8 protein-coding genes are annotated in these 14,828 nt (G+C 67.1%); 1 reads left to right on the forward strand and 7 read right to left on the reverse strand.

The genetic code is table 11. The features are described from left to right. Positions 1 to 18: 18 nt before the first annotated feature. The 4 genes from H7B90_RS20265 to H7B90_RS20280 are packed head-to-tail and all read right to left on the reverse strand — an operon-like array spanning position 19 to position 10,609. Entirely contained in the window at positions 19 to 3,282 is a 3,264-nt protein-coding gene (locus H7B90_RS20265) for a cyclic peptide export ABC transporter (protein ID WP_185137716.1), read from the reverse strand. Continuing rightward, positions 3,279 to 4,532 (reverse strand): macrolide family glycosyltransferase, encoded by a 1,254-nt coding sequence (locus H7B90_RS20270; RefSeq protein WP_185137717.1) that lies wholly within the window; start codon positions 4,530 to 4,532, stop codon positions 3,279 to 3,281. Before H7B90_RS20270 ends, H7B90_RS20265 begins: the two co-directional genes overlap by 4 nt. Positions 4,533 to 4,542: 10 nt before the next feature. Beyond that, the gene (locus H7B90_RS20275; protein ID WP_185137718.1) at positions 4,543 to 6,012 is read right to left on the reverse strand and encodes a SagB family peptide dehydrogenase; all 1,470 of its coding nucleotides are present in this window, start codon (positions 6,010 to 6,012) and stop codon (positions 4,543 to 4,545) included. Between the two features lie 49 nt (positions 6,013 to 6,061). Further along, positions 6,062 to 10,609: a non-ribosomal peptide synthetase gene (locus H7B90_RS20280; RefSeq protein ID WP_185137719.1), complete on the reverse strand. Its 4,548-nt coding sequence runs from the start codon at positions 10,607 to 10,609 to the stop codon at positions 6,062 to 6,064. 429 nt (positions 10,610 to 11,038) lie between these two features. Between H7B90_RS20280 and H7B90_RS20285 the strand changes: the two genes are divergently transcribed. Next, complete coding sequence (locus H7B90_RS20285) at positions 11,039 to 12,670, forward strand: BtrH N-terminal domain-containing protein (protein WP_185137720.1); 1,632 nt, start codon at positions 11,039 to 11,041, stop codon at positions 12,668 to 12,670. 127 nt (positions 12,671 to 12,797) lie between these two features. Here H7B90_RS20285 and H7B90_RS20290 read toward each other — a convergent pair whose 3' ends face one another. The 3 genes from H7B90_RS20290 to H7B90_RS20300 all read right to left on the reverse strand — a co-directional run bounded on the left by H7B90_RS20290 (position 12,798) and on the right by H7B90_RS20300 (position 14,632). Continuing rightward, positions 12,798 to 13,562, reverse strand: coding sequence for a 4'-phosphopantetheinyl transferase family protein (locus H7B90_RS20290; RefSeq protein WP_185137721.1), 765 nt, complete (start codon positions 13,560 to 13,562; stop codon positions 12,798 to 12,800). Between the two features lie 266 nt (positions 13,563 to 13,828). Next, the gene (locus H7B90_RS20295; protein WP_185137722.1) at positions 13,829 to 14,209 is read right to left on the reverse strand and encodes an ArsR/SmtB family transcription factor; all 381 of its coding nucleotides are present in this window, start codon (positions 14,207 to 14,209) and stop codon (positions 13,829 to 13,831) included. Between the two features lie 3 nt (positions 14,210 to 14,212). After that, a complete protein-coding gene (locus tag H7B90_RS20300; RefSeq protein WP_185137723.1) occupies positions 14,213 to 14,632 on the reverse strand; it encodes an SRPBCC family protein in 420 nt (139 codons plus the stop codon). Positions 14,633 to 14,828: the final 196 nt, after the last annotated feature.

The following is a 14,828-nucleotide window of genomic DNA, read 5'->3' on the forward strand; positions in this document are numbered from 1 at the left end:
GACCTCCCTTGTCGGCGGTTAACCCGCTTCGTCCATTCCATGCCTCGGAAGACCTCCCGCGTCTCCCGCGAAGGCGACCCGGCCCGTCTCCAGCTTGACGATCCGGTCGGCCAGGCCGAAGTAGCGGTCGTCGTGCGTGATGGCGATGACGCACTTGCCCCGCTCCTTCAGCTCCGGGAGCAGCGAATCGTAGAAGAAGCGCCGGAATTCGGGGTCCTGGTCCGCGGCCCATTCGTCGAACAGATAGACGGGCCGGTCCTCCAGGTAGCTGATCAGGAGCGCCAGCCGCTTGCGCTGGCCGGTGGACAGCGCGAGCGTGCTCAGGGAGCCGTCCCGGATGCGCACCTTGTCGGCCAGATGCAGGAGGAACATGTACTTGTCGATCTCCTCGTCCCGGCCGTCCGTCTCGATGCCGTACAGCTTCTCGAACAGATGGTAATCGCTGAACACGGCGGAGAAGTGCCGCCCCAGCCGCTCCGGCGTCTGCGGGACGCCGTTCACCCGCACCTCGCCCTCCTCCGGAGCGTACAGCCCCGTCGCCAGGCGGGCGAGCGTCGACTTGCCGCTGCCGTTGCCGCCGGTGATGAAGGTGATCTCCCCCGCCCGGAACGAGAGGTCGATCGGGCCGACCGCGAACGATTCGCCGGCCTCGACGGCCTCGCCGGTCCGGTGCCGGTAGACGACGCCGCGCAGCTCGAGGGTCCGGAAGGGCTCCCCGGGGCCGGCCTCCTCCCCGCCGTCGCCCTCTCCCCGCACGGAGTCCAGCTCCTCGGCCAGCGCGTCGATCCGCTTCCAGCTGATCCGCACGCGGATCAGGTTCGGAATCGTGCCGAGAATGCCGTGGATCGGCCCCGTCATGTAGAGCAGGACGAAGACGTACGTGCGGATCGAAGCTTCCTTCATCGCCGGGAACAGCACCGGGAACAGGAACGCGATGACGCCGACGACGAGCGAGAACATCAGCTCGCCGATGACGTTGACGTTGGCGAACTTCATGTCTCCCTTGATCCGCTTGTCGCGGTACGCGAGCGAGCTTAAGAACATATCCTCGCGGAACGCCTCGCGCTTGCGGCCGCTCAGGCTCAGCTCCTTGAAGCCGGACGTCATGTGGTGGATGAAGGCGAAGAAGACGTTCTGGATGTCGCGCGTCTGCTCCCACAGCCGGTTCGCCTGCCGGCCGAACAGGAAGTGAAGCCCGGCCGCCGCGACGATGACGAACATCGAGACGAGCAACCCGTAGACGCTGATCGTGCCCATGTAGACGAAGCAGCAGACGAGCGTGACGAGGCTGGTCGCGCCGGTGATGACGATGTTCGAGAAGTCGCTGATCGTCTCCGTGTCGTTGTTGAGGGCCGTCTGGATTTTCCCTTGCTCGATCTGCTCCACCCGGCGGTAGGAAGCGTTCAGGATGCGCCTCGTCAGCTCGGTCCGCTTCTGGTACACCATGTCGTTGGCCATCCGGATGAGCCGGGTCCGCACGAGCTTCTGGCCGACGACGTAGACGGCGATGCCCGCGAGCAGGTAGAGCAGCAGGCCGCTCGGGAAGTCGGCGTCGTCGCCGCGGTTCAGCGCTTCGTTGACGACGAAGATGATGAGCGCGTTGCCGAAGCCGCTGGCGAGGCTGAGAACGATCAGGGAGAAGAGCGATCTCTCCGCCGGCTTGGGCGCAAGCTGCGTCAGGGCGAAGTAGAGGCCGAACAGAAGCGCGGCCGCGAAGACGGCCAGCGCGGCGGCGGGCAGCGTCGCCGGCGTCCAGACGAGCAGGAAGCGCCAGTTCAGCCCGTAATACAGCACGTCGGGAATCCGGTACAGGCAGTAGCCGAAGCCGCCCAGCACCGCGGCGAGCGCGGCGAAGGCGGCCGCCGCCCGTCCGGGTCTTCCCGCGAACCTCCGCTCGCCCCGCGCGAGTTGGACGACGGCCGTCCCGAGGAGCCACAAGGTCAGAAGCAGGACGGGAGCCGCCACGATCAGGACGGCCGAAGCGGCGCTGTCCATGCTCTTGTACATATCCTTGGCCGGGTCCGGCAGCTCCTTGCCCAGAATCAGGTTCAGGACGCCTTGTCCGATCGCCTGGACGTAGGCGCTGTTCAGGTTCGCCAGCACCGCGACCCCGATCCCTTCGCTCGGCCGGAACACGAAGTAGGAGGAGAAGTTCGGGTTGTTGCCCCCGTGGGACCATTCGCCCTCGCCGCTCTGGTAGACCGACCATCCGGCGGCGTAGGAGGAGCCGTCCGGGCTCGGCTTCACGGTCCGGTCCGGCTCGTGGGACTTCCCGATCAGCGCCGGATCGAGCCCGGCCCCAGACACTGTCTCGGACCCTGACCCTGACCCCGACACTGCCTCGGAGCCTGACCCGGCACCTTCCCCATCCCCTGCTTCAGCCCCGGACCCTGACCCTGCCCCGTCCCCTTCTCCGGCCCCCGGCGAGACGCCGAGCTGGAGCTTCAGCCACCTGGCCATGTCCGCGGCGTTCGAGATCACGTAGCCGGCCGGCACGTTGCCCCGGTAGGCGGGAGCGTCGTAAGCCCGGGCCCCCAGCAGGCCGAGCTTGTAGCCTTGCGCCTTATCCGCTCCGGCGGGAGCCTCGTACAGGTACGTGTCCGCCAGTCCGAGAGGGGCCAGAACCCGCTCGCGGACGTAGCTCTCGTACGATTGTCCCGAGACCGTCTGAACGACGAGCCCGAGCACGTCGTAGTTGATCGTCGCGTACAGATACTTCTCGCCCGGAGCGAAGTCCAGCTCCGTGCCGGACAGCCCGCGGACGGTCCGCTCCAGCGCGCCCTCGTCCCGCGCGGCCGGAATGTCGCCGATCGTCCGGAACGGAATGCCGCTCGTATGATGCAGAAGCTGGCTCAGCGTCACGTCCGCCTCTTCGCCTTTGTAGCGGAAGCTCAGCCAGGGCAAATACCGGCTCGCGGGAACGTTCAGGTCGAGCCGCCCTTCCGCTTCGAGCCGCAGGACGGCCAGCGCCGTGAACGCCTTGCTGGTCGAGCCCAGCTCGAACAGCGTCCGGTCGGTGACGCGGCGCTTCTCCGCCCGGTCGGCCCACCCGTAGCCCCGGCTGACGACGGTGTCCCCGCCTTCCACGACCGCGATCGCGAGGCCGGGGATGTTCCCTTTGTCCATCTGATCGCGGACGTAGGAATCGATCTCCTCCAGCCGGTCCGCGACCGGCGCGCGGGAAGCCCCGGCGGCGGAGAGCGCGGACGCCGGCAGCAGCAGGGCGACGGCGGCCGCCATAGCGAGCAGCAGCGGACGCCTCCATCTCGCCGCCCGCCTCATCGGGCCAGCGCCTCGCCGCGCTCGGACGCGGCGTAGGCGATGATCGCTTCCGCCGCCCGCTCGTGCCCGCCCGCCGCCTCCAGCGTCCGCCGGATCCGCCCGCACGCCTCTCGGTAGGACGGGTCCGTCCGGACGGCCCGGACGGCGGCCGCCAGCTCTTCCGCGGTCGGCTCCGGCTCGCGCAGGTAGATGCCGGCGCCGGCCCGCTCGACCGCGATCGCGCCCATGAACTGGTCGAAGCTGCGCGGCACGACGACCGTCGGCACCTCCAGGCAGAGGCTCTCGTGGATGCTGTTCGCCCCGCCATGGGTGACGAACGCGGACGCCCGCTTCAGCACTTCCGCCTGCGGCACGTACGGCAGCACGATCGCGCCGTCCGGGAGCGGCCCCAGCCGTTCGGGTCCGACGCTGCCGCCGACGGACAGGACGAGCTGCGCGTCGCCTTCCGCGAACGCCCGCAGGCAGGCGGCGTAAAACTCCGGCGCGTCGTTGAAAATCGTGCCGAGCGCGATATACACGAGCGGCCTCCCGTCGAGGCGCTCGAAGGGAAATTCGCTTTTCTCCGTCCTCGGTCCGATCTCGTATCCCGCGAACAGGTAGCTGTCGTCGAACGCCTCCGCGTAGAGCTGGAACTCCCTGGACGTCGGCACGACGTTCAGCTTCTCCTTCCCACAGAAGATGTCGTTGATGACGCTGTCCGTCCGCACTCCGTACTTCAGGTACAGAATTTTGGACAGCTTCGCCGTCAGCTTGCGGAACACGTCGGTCTGCCCCTTGTTCTTGACGTAGAGCGGATCGTCGCCGGCGCGCAGCACGTTCTCCATGAAGAAGGCCGGATCGAGGTCCGCCATCTCGTCGATGAAGGCGAAGTTCGCGAACAAGGAGACGGCCGGCACGCCGAGACGCCGCGCGGCTTCCTTGCCCCAGTGGCAGAACGCGTCGTGCACGATATAGTCGGTTCCCCAGGCCCGCAGATCATCCAGGACGGCTTCCGTGACGGTCAGGCTTCGCCCCAGGATGAAGTCGGCGGTGACGAGGAACGTCTCGATCCCTCCCCCGTCGTGCGTGCCGAAGCCGAGCGGCTCCTTGTAAGCGGCGAACGAGGCTCCCGCGGCTTCGATCCGTTCCCGGAACGCCTCTCCCGAATAGTAGAGAACCTCTTCGCCCTTCTCGGCCAGCTTGCGCACCAACCCGAGCGTCGGGTTGACGTGCCCGTGCATATCGACGCTGAAAAACGCGACCCTCGACATAATCGCCCTCCTACCGTTCCGGCTTATTCTGAATGTAGCGGTCGTTCTTGCGGACGTTCGCCGAGTTCGGCGCGTCTCGCCCCCACGAGCCCGCGCAGACGATCTGATGCGAAGGCTCCAGGCGCAGCAGGTCGCGAACCTCCTGGTCGTAATAGCCGCCGATGATCGAGAAGCCGAGTCCCATCTCTTGCGACTTCAGATAGATGAGCTGGCCCATGATGCCTCCGTCGATGGAGCTCTGCTGGTAGAGCGAGAACTGCTCCTCCGGAATGCGCGAAGCGTCGATGGTGAAAACGAACAGGACCGAGCAGTCGCGAATGAACGCCTGCCCCAGGCAGAGCCCCGCCGACGTCTCGCGGTAGTCGCCTTCCGCCAGGCAGCCGAGCTCTCCGTCGGCGAAGCGGTACAGGCCCGGGCGCAGTCCTTCCACCCCGTGGACGATCAGGTGGAACGAGGAATGCAGCCCGAGGCGCGAGATGAAGTCGATCATCGCGAGCAGCTCTTCGGTTCTCAGCTCGCAGCGGGAATAGGCCGAGCTCGACCGGCGGCCGATGATGAGCTCCAGCAGGCGGCCGTAATCCGTCCATTCGGCGGGAAGGGTCAGCCGGGTCAGCCATGCCTCCGAGGGCTCCCGGATCGAGCGGTTCACCTTCCTCTGGAACTCCACGATCGGCTCCCAGTCGAACAGATGGATGTCCGGGTCGCCCGAAGGCTCGCAATGCCCGGACGGCGGCGGCGCCCCGCTCGGCTCCTCGGCGGGGAAGCCGGCCGCGCCTTGCGGCGGAGGGACGCGGACCGCGATCATCGCGACCGGCACCTCGTATTCCTCCGGCCTCAGCAGGCTTCCGAGCTCCTCCGGGCGAAGGCAGGTGTAGGCGGAGAACGGGAAGCCCATCGCCCGCAGCACGAGCTGGAAGTTCGCCGCCACGTGGCCGGCGTCCATCAGGCTGAAGCGGTATCCCTTGTGCGAATATTTCCAGCACGTCCGCCAGGGGACGACGGACAGGACGAAGACGAGGTCCGCGTCCTTGTCGGCCTCCCGAAGCGTCGGGCCGAGCCGCTCCGCGGCTTGCCGGTCCCCGAGGCGGTAGAGCGTGGTCTGCAGCGCGCTGTAGGAGTAGATTCCCGGCTCCACGCCGCCGAGCCGCCGGACGACGACGTACACCTCGACCGGGTAGCAGCCTCCCGCCGAAGGGAACGACCAGAGCAGCTCCGACTGGTGGCCGTGGAATTTGACGGAGGTGACGCCGAACGACGGGAGAAGGATTCGCTCCAGCAGCTCCGTCCCCGGCAGCGAGGCGAAGGAGCCGCCGGCCCCCTCCTTGTAGATCGAAGTCTTGAGCCTGACGTGGGGGCCGTGGTATCTCTTGAACCGCTCGGGCCGCGGGCTGAGCTCGAACCGGTTGCCCGCGTATTCCCGGCCTCTGTAATACTGGAAAATGGACAGATGATCCGCCACGGTCGTCATTGGATTCGTCATTCTCTCTCCCCGCGATCTCGTTATAGTGGCCTTGCGACCTTCCGGCCTGCTAGGAATACAAGCTGTCCAGCGCTTCCTGGGACAACGCGATCGTCGGGAAGTCGGACGGGGCGAGAGCGGAGCCCCGCACGGAGTCGGCCTGGCGGAGCAGCTCCGTCAGCCGGGCCGCGAAGCTGCGGGCCAGAGCCGCCGCCGCTTCGGCCCCGTGCGACCGGCCGTCGGCGGCGACCGTCAGCCGAAGCCGCCCCCGGGCGACCATCGCGACGACGTCGAGCGGGGCGGTCGGCGGGTTGCCGGCGCCGCTGTCCGGGCCCGAGGGCTCCTCCGCGAGGGAGAACAGCTCTCCCGCCCCGAGGGCGGAATCGAGCTCGCCGACGTAGTTGAAGCGGAGGCGCCGGCCCTCTCCGGGATCGTCCAGCGCGCGGACGAGGCGCGTCAGGAGGCCGAAGCCGAGCCCGCCCGAAGGAACGGCGCGAAGCGTCTCCTTGACGGCCCGGACGCGGGCCGGCCACGGCTCTTCGGCCGCCCGGGCCGGCAGCGGCAGGCGCACCGGGTACAGGCAGGTGAACCAGCCGACCGTCCTCGACACGTCCGCGGACGGATCGGACGGCTCCCGGCCGTGCCCCTCGAGCTCGATGGCGAGACTTCCCGCCGCTCCGAGCGAGTCTTGGGCGGCGGCCGCGAGCGCCGCGACGAGCAGCTCCTCGACGTCGGTCCCGTAGGCGGCGGGGGCCTTCCGGAGCAGCCGCTCCGTCAACTCCGCGGACAAGGATTCCGTCGCCGGCGGCGCGATCCCGTCCCCGCCGGCCGGCTCGGCGGCGCCTCCGTCTCCGACGGCCTCGCGCCAGTAATCGAGCTCCCGTCCGGCGTCCTCCGCCCGGCTCCTCAAATGCTCCGCCCAGCGCTTGTACGACGCCGTCTTCGGCGGCAGCGGGAGCGGCTCCGGGCGCGAGAGGTTCCGCCACAGCCGCGCGAAGTCCTCCAGCAGAATCGACCAGGACACCGCGTCCACCGCCAGATGGTGGGCGGTCAGCAGCAGGCGCCGTCCGTTCCGGCCGAGGTCGAACAGGCGCGCCTTGAGCAGGGCGTCCCGGCCCGGCCGGAAGCTCGCCTTCAAGCGGGCTCCGAGCTCGCTCATCCGCAGTTGCTGCTCCTCCCCGTCCAGACCGGACAGGTCGAACGATTCGGCGTCCTCGATCTCGGGCTCGGCGTTATAGACCAATCGGCCGCCGGTCTCGGGATCGAAGCTCAGCCTCAGGGAATCGTGGTGCGCGACGAGGCCGCGGACGATCTTCGTCAGCTCCTCCGCCGCCAGCGGCTTGTGCAGCCGGAGCAGCACCGATTGGTTGTAGTGGTGCCGGTCCGCGAAGGGCCTCGTCGCGAACCAGTCGACGATCGGGGTGAGCCCCGCTTCTCCCTCGCACCGGTCGTCTTCGCCGTCCGGGACGAAGCCGCCGAGCCTCTCCATCCGGGCCGCCATGTCGGCGAACTTCGGATACGCCAGCACGTCGGCGACCCGGATCGCGTAGCCGCGGCTCCGCAGGCGCGAAGAGAGCTGGATCGCCTTGATCGAATCGCCGCCGAGCTCGTGGAACCGGTCCGCCGGGGAGATCGCCTCCTCCTGCAGCACGCCGGACGCGACTTCGAGCAGCGCGGAGATCTCCCTCGCGGCCGCGCCGCCCCAATTGTCCCGGGAATCCGCGGCAGCTTCGTCGCCGAAGGCTTCCCCGGCTCCGCGCGCGCTTCGGTCCGGAGGCTCCGGAAGCTTCGCCCGGTCGACCTTGCCGTTCGCATTCAACGGAATGGCGTCCAGCTCCAGCACGCAGGCCGGAACCATGTAGGAAGGCAGCCGTTCCGCCAAGTAATCGAGCAGTTCCTTGTCCCCTTCGGCAGCCTTCGAATCGCGAACCGCGTAAGCGCACAGAATCTTGCTTCCGTCCGGCGTCTCGCGGTCGACGACGACCGCCTCCCGGACCGAAGGGTGGCCGGACAGCGCCCGCTCGATCTCGCCCGGCTCGATCCGGTGCCCGCGAATCTTCACCTGGCGGTCCGCCCGCCCGGCATACTCGAGCGCGCCCGACGCCAGCCGCCTCGCCAAGTCCCCCGTCCGGTACATCCGCTCGCCCGGCAGGAAGGGACAGGGCAGGAACCTCTCCGCCGTCAGCTCCGGCCGATTCCGGTACCCGCGAGCCACGCCGTCCCCCGTAATATACAGCTCCCCGAGAACTCCCTCGGGCACCGGGTTCCCGTCCGCGTCGAGCAGATAAATGCCGACGTTGTCCGCCGGCGCGCCGATCGGAACCGACGCCCGGACGTCCCGCTCCGGATCGTACCGGTGAATCATGCAGCCGACGACCGTCTCGGTCGGCCCGTATTCGTTGTAAATCTCGATTCGTCCGCCGAAGCTCTCGTGGATGCGCTTCGCCAGATCCGTTCGTAAATCTTCCCCCCCGACGATAAATCGTTTGACCGCGCTGCCGCGGTGGTCGTAGTCCTTCAACAAGCTCAGATGCGCCGGCGTCAGCTTGACGACGGTCGCCTTCTTCTCCCTCATGATCCGGTAGAGCACGTATTCCTCTTCGTCGTCCCGGTAGACGGCGACGCTGCCGCCCATGACGAGCGGCGTGAACACGGAGGTGACCGTCAGGTCGAAGGCGAGCGAAGAATAGAGCGGGAATACCTCGTCTTCGTCCTTCGCGTACATGCGCCGGGCCCACCAGACGTAATTGACGAGGCCCCGGTGCTCGATCATCGCTCCCTTGGGCAGGCCCGTCGAGCCCGAGGTGTAGATGACGTACGCGAGATCGTCCGGACCCGCTCCCTCGTCCGGCAGCCGCACCCTCTCCGCCGCCTTCGCGTACAAGTGCGGATCGCCCAGGTCGAGGACCGGTCCCGCGAACCCGGTTCCCTCCGGCAGTGGGACGTTGGCGAGCAGCAGCCGGCAGCCCGCGTCCTCCAACATGTAGCCGATCCGCTCGGCCGGATACGCGGGGTCGATCGGCACGTAAGCCGCTCCGGCCTTGAGGACGGCCAGAATGGCGACGACCGTCTCCGGCGAATGCCGGGTCAGCAGGCCGACCGTGCTCCCCCTGCCGCCCCCCCTGGAGCCGATCCGGGCCGCCAGCCGGGCCGCCCGATCCGTCAGCTCGCGGTACGTCAGCCGAAGCGGTCCGTCCGTCACCGCGGTCCGTTCGGGCGTTCTCTCCGCCTGCTCCTCGATGAGCCTCACGACCGTCCTGTCCCGGGGATAGTCGGCCCTCGTATCGTTGAACGCCGCGAGGCTCGCCCTCTCCTCCGCGGTCAGGAGCGACAGGCGGGCGACCGGCTGCTCCGGCTCGGCCAGCGCCGCGTCGATGAGCCCGACGAGCCGCGCGTACAGGCGCTCGATCCGCTCTTCGTCGTACTCCGCCGTCTTGTAGTCGATCTCGACGGTGAGCTCGCCCGTCTCCGACCAGTCCTTGACGACGAGCTGAAGGGAATGCAGCTGGCAGCCGCCGTAATGCTCCAGCACCTCCGCCGGCGAGCCGGCCCATTCGGTCTCCACCTTCGTGTTGTAGGTGTTGACGCTGACGTCGAACAGCCGGTCGAGGCCGCGTCTCTTCAGCCCCAGGTCTTGTACGAGCAGGTCGTACGGATACTTCTGGTGGTGATAGCACTCGGCGAGCTCGCGGTTGACCCGGGCCAGCGTCTCGCGGGAGGAAGCCGAAGCGTCCAGCGCGAAGCGGAACGGCATCGTGCTCGTGAACATGCCGACGGTCGCTTTGTCCTTCGGCCCCGAGCGGTTGAACACCGGCGTTCCGACGACCGTCTCGGACCGGCCTTCGGACTTGTAGGCGTACAGCAGATACAGGAAAATAAAAAATCCGGTCAGCGAGCCTCCCGCTTCCGAGGCGAACGCCTTGACGGCGGCGGATCTCTCCGCGTCCAGCGCGAAGGTCCTTCGCCGGCCCTCGGTCCGCGGCGACGGCTCGGGCGGAGGCTCGGCGGGCCAGCCGGAGAATTTGCGGCGCCAGAACTCCCCGTTTTTGCGGAAGCGGCCGCTTCGGACGTACTCGGCTTCCCGCCCGATGTAATCCAGGTAGGACGGAGACGCCGGCTCCTCGTCCGGCTCGCCTCGCAGCAGCCTCTCGTACGATCGGCGGACGAGGGAGATGAACAGGCTGCTCGACCAGCCGTCCGACACGAGGTGGTGGAACTTCACGAGGAAGCCTCCGTCGCGGTCCCCGATGCGATACATCGGGAAGGCGCACAGCGGCCCGTTCTCGAGGTCGAACGGCTCGGAGGCGACCCGCGCGACCCAGCTCGCGAATTCGGCTTCCGGATTCTCGCTCCCGGAGAAGTCCCGGAACTCGCCGTCGTCCGGCGGAAGGCCGGAGACGGACTGGACGGGAATGCCGTCCGCCTCCTGGACCGAGAGCCGGAGCGCGTCGTGGCGGTTCCGCCGCTCCCGGATGGCCGAGGCCAGCAGCCGGTAATCGAGCGGCCCGCGGACGCGGACCGAGCCGACGATATTGTGGAGCGCGGTGCCCGGATGGATGCGTTCGGTGTACCAGATTCTCTTCTGCGGATGCGTCAGAGGATAGGACCTTTCGTTCATCGACAACCCTCCCGTAGGTGGAATGACCGTTTTCCATCTGGATGTAAAACGTTTTCCGGCGAGAGAATACACGGTGTTATCGCTTGCAAGAAGGCGAAAGCTTCGGGCATGGCACCAAACCAAGATATGCGGTCGAACGAGATCCATGCTTCGCATTGCGCAGGGGTGCGGATGCTTGATGTGGGGAAGCCGTTGCGGACGGCAAGAGGAATAGGCGACGATGAAGAGCGCGATTAATCGACATGAATTACCATTTTTTAGATATCTGCCTATTATGATAAGGGGCTGTCCGCGGGGTCGTCAAGCCGCTCCCGCCGAAATGAGGCGAAACTCCCATTCGTTTACAATCCTATCAAACTGAGATAAGATGAGCTTGGAATTTCCTTGCCTTGCCATCTCGAATCGAATCGATCGAAAGGTGGAGATGCAATGATGAGAACGCTTGACCTCGAACCGGTAAAGAGCGCCGGCGGAGACTGCTTCGACGACGTGATCGTCACGCTCGACGGCTGGTTCCGGCGAGGCTACAAGCTGATGTACGCGGAAGCCCTGAAGTTCGAGTTCGCCCCTCCGGATTCCGCGCCGACTCTCGGCGCCCGAATGCGGACCGGGCTCGACGGCTCGCTTCGGCTCCTCGAACGCTTCCACGGCTATTCCATCCGCGTCATCCGCAATCCGGATCCCGAGGAAGGCCTCTCCCTCATCCGGGAGCAGCTCTCCCGCGGCCATCCCGTCGGCCTGAATCTCGATACCTACTACAGCCCCTGGGACCCCAACTATCAGTTCGCCCACTACTTCACCCACGTCATGCTCGTTACCGGCCTCGATCCCGTCACGGAAGACCTCACCGTCGTCGATCCGTTCTTCGTGAAGAAGAACATGACCATCTTAAGAGAACACTACGCGGCCGGCCTGCTCGGCTTCATGACGGTCGAGCCGGCGGACGGGGACATGCCCGAACCCGGCGAAGTGATCCCCCGTCTCGCGCATTATCTGCGGGAGCATCTGGCGTCTTCCCTGGACGGCTTCCGCGAGTTCGCCGAAGCGATCCGGAGCGTCCGGTTCGCGGACGAAGCGGAAGGGCACCCGAACTTCATGAGCAGCCCGATGTACATGAGGCTGAATTCGCTGGTGACGGCGAGGTTCAATTACGCCGGCATGCTGGAATACGCGGCGGAGCGATTCTCTCTGCCGGGGCTCGCGGCGTGCGCCGACGATCTTCGGCAGCTGGGCAACCGGTGGAGCACCGTGCGCGCCGTGACCGCCAAGCTGAGCTTCATGCCCCCGGAGCGTCTCGACGAGACGATGAGAAGGAGCCTGAGCGACAAGATCGCCGGCGCCGGCGAGGCCGAGGAGCGGGCGGTTCTTCGCATTCTGGGCGTTCTGGAGGGCGTTCTGGAGGGCGTTCTGGAGGGCGTTCTGGAGCACGAGCCGGATAGGGAGCGCGTATGGGGATTCGATTCTCCCGGCTCCGGACGGGTGCCGGTCGACCCGGCTGCGGGGGCGGGGGAGGAGAAGCGGAGGATCGTCCACGTCGACATCCGGGACTTCTGCGACGTCCGGGGCATCGACAACGGCCTGGGCACGGCCGACGCGGACAGCGACGGGCACTGTTACTGCGCCGAGGATCTCCCGCCGGACGGGGTGCTGCGGGTCGGGGACGTGTCGTTCGCCTTCCCCGCGGCGGACGGCGGCGCCTGCGACAATATCTCCTGCTATCGCCAGGAGATTCCGCTCCCGCCGGACCGTTACCGCGGGCTGGCCGTGCTCGCCTGCAGCCAATTCGGCAGCTCGGCCGATTCGTTCGTCGTCGAATACGAGGACGGCGGGAGGGAAGAGGTGCGGCTCGCCTTCGCCGACTGGTGGAGCCGCACGCCCTGCGAGCGGGAGAAGATCGCCTGGACGGCGAACCTGATCCGCAACAAGAAGGGGAAGCTGGAGAACCTCGTCCATCTGTTCGCCGACGAAGCTCCCCTCGTCCGGAACGGGTCGAAGGCGACCCGCCTTATTCTGCCCGGGATGCCGAACCTGCACGTCTACGGGGTGTCTCTGTGGACGTAGGATCTCCGGCGACGGATCGGCGATAGGAGCGGAGCGGGGCCCGGCGGGCGGCTCGCCGGACGCCGGGATGCCGCTTCCATGCGGCTTCCCATCTCGGCGGGCTCCGGGGGCCGCGCTCCATGACGCCTCACGGGAGAAGCCGAGTCACGGTTGCCAGCTCCCGGCGGACGATGTCCGCGGGGAAGCGGTCTCGGCGAGGAGAGCAGACGGACAGGCGGTAGGACGGGGAGATCTCGTAGCTCTTGCAGTACCATTCCCCGTCCTCGCCCCCTCCTCCTCCGCCCCCTCCTCCTCCGGCTCCGCCTCTGCTTCCGGCTCCGTCTCCGGCCGGCCGAACGACGTAGTCCGCGCCGCGACCGGACGGCAGCACCGCGAACGACCGCAGCGGCTCGCTGAGTCCTCTGCCGATCGCCTTGACGTAGCTCTCCTTCAACGTCCAGATGCGGCACAGCCTCTCCTGCCGCTCTTCTTCGGGCGCCCGCTCCCACTCTTCCGCCTCCTCGGGAGAGAGAATCCGGCCCGCGATATCCGGCGGCACGGCCTCCACCCTCTCCACGTCGATCCCGACGGGGCCGTCGTCGAACGCCGCCGCGACCCATTCTCCGGAGTGGGTCAAGTTGAAGTGCGCTCCCGCGAGCGGCCGCCCTTCTTCGTCCGCCCAAGCCGGCTTGCCGTACTCGTTGAACGCGTACCGCAGCTTGCCGCTGCCTAGGCCGAGCCTCTCGGCCGCCCACGTCCGGACGAGCAATTCGCCGGCCAGCGAGCGAACGGCGTCGTCCCGCTTGCGGAACCGGGCGATCCGGCTTCGCTTCGGTTCGGGCACCGTTCCCAGCAAGCGCTCGAATAAAGACTCTTCGATTCCGTCTCCGACATGAACCGCCACGATCTCCATCGTCATCCGCCTTTTTTTTTGCGCGCTATCGATTGGTTGCGTATTCTTCTTCCAGCTCGCGCGCCCGATTCCTGCCTGCCGGGGCGAAGTTCCGCTCGGGTCGGTTCCGGCAGTCACGCAAAAAAAGACGGAACCCTGCAAGGTTCCGTCCCAAAATTCCCGAACCGAGCGCTTATTCCGCCAATCGGTTCGACTTCCCGTCGTCGCCTCCCGGCCGCGCTCCATCCGGTTCCCGCCGGGATTCGCCGGCCGGCCGGGCCGGGCCGTCACTCGCCGGGAGGCTCCTTCCGGACGAGCTCCAGCGGAGCCGGGGGCGCGCTTCCGTCTTCGTCCGACTCGACGAACCGCTTGAGCGCGGCCATCTTGTTCTCCCAGTACCGCTCGTAATAGGAGAGCCACCGCTTCAGCTCCAGCAGCGGCTCCGGGTCCAGGCGGTAGCGCGTCTCGCGGCCGACCTTCCGCTCCCGGACGAGTCCGGCGTCCGCGAGAATGCGCAGATGCTTGGAGACGGCCGTGCGGGACATCGGGTAGTGGCCGCTGATGGCGGTCACCGGCAGCTCGCCGTCGCCGAGCAGCTTCAGCAGGCTGCGCCGCGTCGGGTCGGCGATCGCCTGGAAGACGTCGTGCTTCGCCGATGCGGACGCCATCCGTCAGCCCTCGAGAATCGAGGCCAGCCTCTGGCCGATTCCGCTCCAGCCCTTGGCCATGTTCTCGCGCACCGACGCGTGAGGCTGCCCGAATTCGGTAACCTTCTCCGGATCCCAGCCGTCGTGGATCAGGGTGAATTCGGTGCCGCCCTCGACCTCCTTCAGCTCGAACGTCAGAGTCCAATCCTTCCCCCAACGGAAGGAGACGCGATGCGGGGGATCGATCTCCGTCACCTTGCACGGGGAGTGGCCATAAGGGCCGGCATCCAGATGGAACTCGTGGCCGACGACCGGCTGGAAGTCGTTCGGCATGAACCAGGCGGCGATCCCTTCGGCGGTGGACACGGCGTCCCACACTTTGGAGATCGGCGCCTTCAGCACTTGCGTCTGCCGGATGGCCGGCAGCGCGTTGTTCTCGCTCATTTTCTCGAAATGCCTCCTCTAGCGCGCATGAAGCCCTCTCTCGGGACTCGATGCGCAACCTTTTCGTTTCGCTTTTGATTATAGGAAACCAATTGGTTTCACGTCAACCCCCGCCCCGATAGAAAATATCCCCATAAGCTGTTGAGGGAGGGGCAAAAGCCGACGGGCGAACGCCGGGAAGCCGAACGCAGCAGCA

The organism is Cohnella xylanilytica (assembly GCF_014212175.1).
In the GTDB taxonomy this organism is placed as follows: Bacteria; Bacillota; Bacilli; order Paenibacillales; family Paenibacillaceae; genus Cohnella; species Cohnella xylanilytica.